General features: G+C 63.2%; 7 protein-coding genes. 6 read left to right on the top strand and 1 reads right to left on the bottom strand.

All coding sequences use genetic code 11. From position 1 onward, the window contains the following. Positions 1 to 1,090, top strand: a 1,090-nt coding sequence (locus ACMUOY_RS10545; RefSeq protein WP_413892674.1) for an Rne/Rng family ribonuclease, incomplete at its 5' end; no start/stop codon positions are given. Here the strand turns inward: ACMUOY_RS10545 and msbA are convergent. Further along, on the bottom strand, positions 1,069 to 2,868 hold the full coding sequence (gene msbA, locus ACMUOY_RS10540) for a lipid A export permease/ATP-binding protein MsbA (protein ID WP_413892673.1): 1,800 nt from the start codon (positions 2,866 to 2,868) through the stop codon (positions 1,069 to 1,071). The two genes, ACMUOY_RS10545 and msbA, sit on opposite strands and share 22 nt — an antisense overlap. A gap of 198 nt (positions 2,869 to 3,066) precedes the next feature. Between msbA and tolB the strand changes: the two genes are divergently transcribed. Genes tolB through ACMUOY_RS10515 form a run of 5 tightly spaced genes read left to right on the top strand, consistent with a single transcriptional unit; the run spans position 3,067 to position 7,567 of the window. Beyond that, a complete protein-coding gene (tolB, locus tag ACMUOY_RS10535) occupies positions 3,067 to 4,290 on the top strand; it encodes a Tol-Pal system beta propeller repeat protein TolB (RefSeq protein ID WP_413892677.1) in 1,224 nt (407 codons plus the stop codon). Between the two features lie 21 nt (positions 4,291 to 4,311). Next, complete coding sequence (gene pal, locus ACMUOY_RS10530) at positions 4,312 to 4,842, top strand: peptidoglycan-associated lipoprotein Pal (protein WP_413892672.1); 531 nt, start codon at positions 4,312 to 4,314, stop codon at positions 4,840 to 4,842. Further along, a complete protein-coding gene (ybgF, locus tag ACMUOY_RS10525; RefSeq protein ID WP_413892676.1) occupies positions 4,833 to 5,618 on the top strand; it encodes a tol-pal system protein YbgF in 786 nt (261 codons plus the stop codon). The genes pal and ybgF overlap by 10 nt, the downstream gene beginning before the upstream one ends. Before the next feature lie 54 nt (positions 5,619 to 5,672). Beyond that, the gene (locus ACMUOY_RS10520; protein WP_413892671.1) at positions 5,673 to 6,788 is read left to right on the top strand and encodes a YeeE/YedE family protein; all 1,116 of its coding nucleotides are present in this window, start codon (positions 5,673 to 5,675) and stop codon (positions 6,786 to 6,788) included. Then, positions 6,785 to 7,567: a ThiF family adenylyltransferase gene (locus ACMUOY_RS10515; protein ID WP_413892670.1), complete on the top strand. Its 783-nt coding sequence runs from the start codon at positions 6,785 to 6,787 to the stop codon at positions 7,565 to 7,567. The genes ACMUOY_RS10520 and ACMUOY_RS10515 overlap by 4 nt, the downstream gene beginning before the upstream one ends. Positions 7,568 to 7,587: the final 20 nt, after the last annotated feature.

Genomic DNA, 7,587 nt, shown 5'->3' with positions numbered 1-7,587 from the left:
GCGCCTGCTGGTGTTCCTGCCGCAGGACAACCACATCGGCGTCTCGCAAAAGATCCCGACCGCGCAGCGGGAGTCGTTGCGTGCGCGCCTGCAGACGCTGGCCGGTGAGACGGGCGGCGGCTTCATCCTGCGCACCAACGGCGAGGATGCCAGCGACGCTGAACTGGCCGAGGACGTGGCCTACTTGCGCAAGGCCTGGGCGCGGATCAAGGATGCGTCGGTCCGTCAGCCACCCTTGTCCTTGCTGCACCAGGATCTCAACCTGCTGCAGCGGGTACTGCGGGACATGGTGGGTGATATCACCCAGGTCATTCGACTGGACTCGCGTGAACAGTTTGATGCCCTGATGGTTTTCGGCCGCGAATTCATGCCGGCGGCAGCGGCCAAGCTGCAGCATTACAAGGGCGAGCGACCCATTTTCGACCTGTTCTCCATCGATGAAGAGATCGCCCGCGCGCTGGGCCGCCGAGTGGAACTCAAGTCGGGCGGCTATCTGATCGTGGAGCAGACCGAGGCGCTGACCACCGTCGACGTCAATACCGGCGGCTTTGTCGGTGCGCGGAGTTTTGACGAGACCATCTTCAAGACCAATCTCGAAGCTGCGCATGCCATCGCGCGGCAATTGCGCCTGCGCAATCTGGGCGGGATCATCATTGCTGATTTCATCGACATGGTGCGCGAAGACCATCGCGAAGCCGTGTTGGCCGAGTTCCGCAAGCAGCTCGCCCGCGACCGCGTGAAGACCATGGTGGGCAGCTTCTCGCAGCTTGGCCTGGTGGAGATGACGCGCAAGCGCACGCGCGAATCGCTGGCCCACATCCTGACCGAGCCCTGCGAGGCCTGCCAGGGCCGGGGGCATGTGAAGACCGCGCGCAGCGTGGCCTACGACATCCTGCGTGAGATCCTGCGCGAAGCGCGGCAGTTCAATCCGCGCGAGTTTCGGGTGGTGGCTTCGCCCCGAGTGATCGAACTTCTGCTCGACGAGGAAAGCCAGCATCTGGCGGGCCTGAGTGACTTCATCGGCAAGCCGGTTTCGCTGCAGAGCGAGACCGCGATGGGCCAGGAGCACTACGACATCGTGCTGCTCTGATCCGTCTCGGTGCCGGTCAGGGAGCCGTGGCGCTGCAGCCGGGCATACAGGCCGTCCATGGCCATGAGTTCCTCGTGGCTGCCCTGTTCGGCGATGCGACCCTGTTCCATGACCACGACGCGGTCCGCATGCTCGATGGTGGACAGCCGGTGGGCAATGATCAGGGTGGTGCGCCCCGCCATCAGGCGTTGGAGAGCCTGCTGGACCAGGCGCTCGGACTCGGTGTCCAGTGCGGACGTGGCTTCGTCCAGGATCAGGATCGGTGCGTCCTTGTAGAGTGCGCGTGCGATCGCCAGCCGCTGGCGCTGGCCACCGGAGAGTTGCGTGGCGTTGTGCCCAACGATCGTGTCCATCCCCTCGGGCAGCGCGGCGATGTGTTCCGACAGGTTGGCGGCGTCCAGGCACGCATTCACCCGGTCCCGGTCGATCGCCTGGCCCAGCGCCACGTTGGCGGCGACGGTGTCGTTGAACATCACCACGTCCTGGCTGACCATGGCGAACTGGGAGCGCAGGGCGGCCAGGTCCCATTGGGTCAGGTCGTGCCCGTCGAGCCGGACGTCGCCCGAACGGGGCATCACAAAGCGCATCAGCAGGTTGACCAGCGTGGTCTTGCCCGACCCGGAAGGACCGACGAGCGCCACGATTTCACCGGGAGCAACGTTCAGGCTCAGGTGGTCGAGGGCGGGTGAGTGATCTTCGCGGTAGGCTACGCTGACATCGCGCAGCTCAATGTTGCCCTTGGCGGCCCCCGGGTCCAGGGTGCCGCCCTTTTCGGCCTGGACGTCATCCATCATCGCGAGGCCGCGTTCCAGTGCAGCGACCGCCCGGGTAATCGGATTCGCAATTTCGGCCAGGCGACGGATCGGCGTGATCAGCATGAGCATGGCCGTGATGAAGGCCACGAAGTCGCCCACGGTGACACTGTTGCCGCCACCGGACCGGCTCTGCCAGAGCGCGACACCGATGACTGCCGACAGCGCCGCGGCCGCGATCATCTGGGTGAGCGGGGTCATGGCCGCCGAGGCCACCGTGGACTTGAGCGCCAGGCGGCGCAGGCGGCTGCTCAATGAGTCGAAACGGGAGGCCTGGCTTTCCTGGGCGCTGTGCAGGCGCACCATGCGATGGGCCAGCACGTTTTCTTCGACCACGTAGGCCAGCTCATCGGTGGCGTTCTGGCTCGACTTGGTGAGTTGATAGAGACGCTTCGAGAGTGCCTTCATGATCCAGGCGACTCCGGGCCCCATCATCGCGACGATGAGCGTGAGCTTCCAGTTCAGGTACACCAGATAGCCCAGCAGGGCCACCAGCGTGAAGCCGTCGCGGGTCATGCCGATGAGCGCCGTCACCAGCAGGTTGGCGCCGGTCTGGACTTCATAGACCACCGTGTTGGACAAGGCGCTGGCCGACTGGCGGGCAAACAGGCTCATGTCGGCATTGAGCAGGCGCGCGAACATGGCGCGTCGCAGCACCATCATGCCGTCATTGGTGACCCGGGCCAGGGCGTACTGCCCGACAAAATTGGCCACACCGCGCAGCCCGAACAAGCCCATCAGGCCGATGGGCACCATCCACAGCGGCATCTTCCCGCTGTTGAACCCCTGGTCCAGGAGGTATTTCAACAAGGCCGGAATCATGGGCTCAGTCGCCGCGGCCACCAGCGAGGCCAGCAAGGCGACGCCCCAGATGTGGCGCTGCTGGCCAAAGTAGGCGGTCAACCGTATGACGCGCGCGGCCAACGAACGTTGCTCAGTCGAGGTTTCTGGTGGACTCGAGTTCATGGATGGGGCGCATTCTACGGTTGAGGTGCCTTTGTCCCTTGCGAACGACGCAGTTTGTAACGAGGGCCGATCACCAGTGTGTACCATGGAGGCCTTGCTCACGGATGTATTTGCCTGCACGACCCGATGAAGATGATTTGTACCGACCGTTTTCCCATCCCGCGCCGCTTGTTGCTGGGGGTGTTGCTAGGGGGATCGATGATGTCGGCTTTGGCCCAGTTCCGCGTCGAGATCTCCGGCGTGGGCCTGACCCAGATGCCGATTGCGATCGCAGGTTTTCGGGGGGAAGGCCAATCGCCGGTCAAGATCAGCGGCGTGATTCAGGCCGATCTGGAGCGCAGCGGGCATTTCAAGCTGATGGATGCGGCTGGTCAGGCGCTGGACGAAGGGTCGCGCGCAGACCTGCCGTTGTGGCGCCAGCGTGGCGCCGACTCCTTGGCGGCCGGCAGCGTCACCCGCCTGCCCGACGGGCGCTACGACGTGCGTTTCCGGCTGTGGGATGTGGTTCGCGGCCAGGATCTCGGCGGGCAGGTCTACACGGTGCCTGCCGGCGACCTGCGCCTGGTTTCGCACAAGATTGCCGACTACATTCATGAGAAGCTGACAGGAGACAAAGGCGTTTTTTCGACGCGGATCGCCTATGTCACCAAGAGTGGCCGGCAGCACACGCTCTGGGTCGCTGACGCCGACGGGGAGAACGCTCAGGTGGCCTTGGCGAGCCCCGAGCCGATCATTTCGCCGGCATGGTCGCCGGGCGGCGATTCGCTGGCCTATGTGTCGTTCGAAGCCCGAAAGCCCGTGGTGTATGTCCACGACGTGGCCACGGGGCGACGCCGCCTTCTGGCGAATTTCCGTGGCTCCAACAGCGCGCCCGCATGGTCGCCGGATGGCCGCACCGTGGCGCTCACCCTGAGCCGAGACGGGGGCTCTCAGCTGTATGTGATGGACGCCAGCGGGGGTGAACCGCGGCGACTGACGCAGAGCCCCGGCATTGACACCGAGCCGGTCTTTTCTCCAGATGGTCGCAGCATTTACTTCGTCAGTGATCGCGGCGGGGCACCGCAGATTTACCGTATGCCGGCCAGTGGCGGTGCGGCTGAGCGGGTGACGTTTGCGGGCACCTACAACATCTCGCCGGCGATCAGTCCGGATGGGCGCTGGCTCGCCTATGTGTCCCGCGTCAATGGGGCGTTCAAACTGCAGGTCATGGAGCTGGCCAGTGGAACGGTAAATGCAGTTACCGACACGGCGGCCGACGAGAGCCCCAGTTTCGCGCCGAACAGCCGCCTCATCGTTTACGCCACACAGAATCAGGGGCGTGAAGCCTTGATGACGACGACACTGGATGGAAAGATCAAGGCCAGACTGGCGGGGCAGGATGGGGATATCCGCGAGCCGAGCTGGGGGCCGTTCCAGAAATGATTTATCAGCAGGAGCACAAGCATGAGTAGAGTTTTACTGGCAATTGCGGTGGCGGCATGCCTCGCGGGTTGCGCGTCCGACGTCAAACTGGACGCAGTCCCGGTTGAAGACAAGGCCGGTGCGGCGGTTACGACCGGCTCCAGTGCCGGTGCTGGTGGGGCCGCTGCGAGCGCGGTGACGGCAGTGGATCTGGGCAAGGGCGGCCAGGATGGCGCGGGTCCGGCTGGTCCGAACGTGGTCTATTTCGACTACGACAGTTTTGTTGTGAAGCCCGAGTACCAGTCTGTTGTAGAAAACCAAGCCCGTTATCTGAGAGCAGACCTCAAGCGCAAGGCGATGCTGGAAGGCCATACCGATGAACGCGGAGGACGCGAATACAACCTTGCATTGGGGCAGCGCCGTGCCGAAGCCGTCGCTCGGGCGATGACGCTCCTGGGCGTGTCCGGTGGGCAACTGGAAGCCGTGAGTTTCGGCAAGGAAAAGCCTGCCGCACAGGGCTCGGACGAAGCGTCGTTGGCCAAGAACCGACGGGTTGAGGTGAAATACCGGTGATTGAAACGTGGTTGATCAGGGGGCTGCGGGGCCTCTTTTTCGCTGGGAGCCTCTTGGCCCCCCTTGGGGTTCAGGCTGCATTGTTCAGTGACGATGAGGCGCGAAAAGCCATCATCGATCTGCGCCAACGTGTCGAGGCGCAGAAGGCGACGGCCGAAGCGATTGAAAGGAAACTGACCGACGAAAACAATCAGTTGCGCAGGAGTCTGCTGGATCTTCAAAACCAGATCGAAGCCTTGCGCACCGAACAGGCCCGGATGCGAGGGCAGGGCGAGCAGATGTCCAGAGAGATCGCTGAAACCCAGCGCAGACAGACCACGCAAAGCCAGTCCCTTGACGAGCGCCTGCGGTCGATGGAGCCGCAAAAGGTGATCGTGGACGGGAGGGAGTTCGTCGCAAGTCCTGCTGAAAAGCGAGATTTCGATGCCGCAATGGGGGTGTTTCGAACGGGTGATTTCCCGGCCGCACAAGCTGCCTTCCTGGACTTTGCCAAGCGCTTTCCCAAGAGCGGCTATTACCCGTCTGCGATGTTCTGGCTGGGCAACGCGCAATACGCGACGCGTGATTACAAAGAGGCCATCACCAATTTTCGCGCCATGCTGACGCTGGCGCCTGAACATGCGCGCGTGCCCGAGGCGATCCTGGCGATCGCAAACTGCCAGATTGAACTGAAGGACACCAAGGCGGCACGCAGGACCTTGGAGGATCTCATCCGACTGCATCCTCAATCCGAGGCTGCACAGGCCGCGAAGGAGCGGTTGGCAAAGCTTCGTTGACCCTTCGGGACTTTGGGGGGGCGCGAGGCGCTTAGGCCCCTCTAGAATCGGCTCATGCACTCCACTGCGCTCTCCGCGCTGACTGTTCAGGTACTTTGGGCCGGATTTCTGGTGTCGATGGTCTTCGGCGCGATCACGCAGCGCACGCGGTTTTGCACCATGGGCGCGATCAGCGACGTTGTCAGCTACGGGGACTGGACGCGCATGCGCCAGTGGGGCATGGCGGTCGGTGTCGCCATGATCGGGTTTTCGATCCTGGCCTATGGCGGTTGGATCAACCCCTCCAAGAGCATCTACGCATCAACCCGCTGGCTCTGGCTTTCGGCTCTGGTCGGTGGGTTTCTCTTCGGGTTGGGCATGGTGCTCGGCTCAGGTTGCGGCAGCAAGACCCTGGTGCGTATCGGTAGCGGTAACCTCAAGGCCTTCGTGGTCTTTCTGGTCATGGGGGTCGCGGCGTTTGCCACATTGAAGGGGATCACTGCCGTGCTCAGGGTTGCGACGGTGGAGCGGGTCGGGATTGAACTGAGCCAGGGAAGCACGCTGACCGATTGGGCTGCCAGTGCATTGGGCGTCCCCGCGACTGCCGCCGGAATCGCGCTTTCCATGGTGATCGGCGGGGGCTTGATCTTCTGGGCTTCGCGCGAGCGCAGCTTCCGTCATCCAGAGAACTACATCGCTGGTGTGGGCATTGGCGGAGCGGTGATCGCCATGTGGTGGGTGAGTGGCAACCTGGGTCATGTGGTCGAGCATCCCGAGACGCTGCAGGAAGCTTATCTTGCGACGAACAGCGGGCGCATGGAGGCGCTTTCTTTCACGGCGCCCATGGCCTATGCGCTGGACTGGATCATTCTGTTCAGCGACAGAAGCAAGGTCCTGACGCTTGCCGTGGTGTCGGTCCTCGGGGTCATTGCGGGTTCGGCCGTCCAGGCCGTTGTTTCCGGAGATTTCCGGTGGGAAGGATTCGGTGGCACAGAGGATCTGGCAAACCACTTGATCGGTGCGATGCTGATGGGCATCGGAGGTGTCACCGCGATGGGGTGCACCGTGGGGCAGGGTTTGAGCGGTATGTCAACCCTTAGCGCATCCAGTTTTCTCGCCGTCGCGGCAATCATGTTTGGCGCGGTCATGGCGCTCAGATACCAGAACTGGCGATTGGAGCGAACGGTTTGAGCGATTCCTCCTCGGAGACACATGATCTTGAACGCCGCTTTGGCGGTCTGGAGCGGCTCTTTGGCGTGGATGGTGCGGCACGCATCCGGCGGGCTCGCGTCGCCGTCGTCGGCATCGGCGGGGTGGGCTCCTGGGCTGCTGAGGCGTTGGCACGCAGCGGCGTCGGACAGCTCGTGCTCGTTGACCTGGACCATGTTGCCGAATCCAACATCAACCGTCAGGCGCAAGCGCTTTCAACCACGATCGGCCAGGCCAAGGTGCGCGCCATGCAGGAGCGCATCGGATTGATTCACCCGCAGTGTCAGGTCACCGGCATTGAAGCGTTCGTGGAGCCCGCGAACTGGCCGCAGCTTCTGGATGGCCCGGTCGATGCCATGATCGATGCTTGTGATCAGGTGGCAGCCAAGGTGGCGATGGCAAGCTGGGCACGACAGGGCCAGAAGGGCTTTATCAGTGCCGGGGCCGCAGGCGGCAAGCGGCTTGCCCACAAGGTTGAAATCGACGACCTGGCGCGAGTGACCCACGATCCCTTGCTGGCCCAGCTGCGCTATCGGTTGCGCAAGCATCACGGGGCTCCCCGCGAAGGCAGGACCATCGGTATCCCTTGCGTGTTCAGCCGGGAGCCGGTCGTCCCGCCGGATGCATCCTGCGCCGTCGAGGGCGACGGTTCACTCAATTGCCACGGTTACGGATCGGTCGTCAGTGTCACTGCCACTTTTGGTCTGTGCGCAGCCGGATGGATTCTCGATTTTCTTGCCAGGACTCCGTCACAGCAATGAATAAGACGCTATAATTTAAG

The organism is Candidatus Skiveiella danica (assembly GCF_022705245.1).
In the GTDB taxonomy this organism is placed as follows: domain Bacteria; phylum Pseudomonadota; class Gammaproteobacteria; order Burkholderiales; family Burkholderiaceae_C; genus Skiveiella; species Skiveiella danica.
The sequence above is the reverse complement of the archived record's forward strand: the minus strand, read 5'-3'. Positions and strand labels throughout refer to the sequence as shown.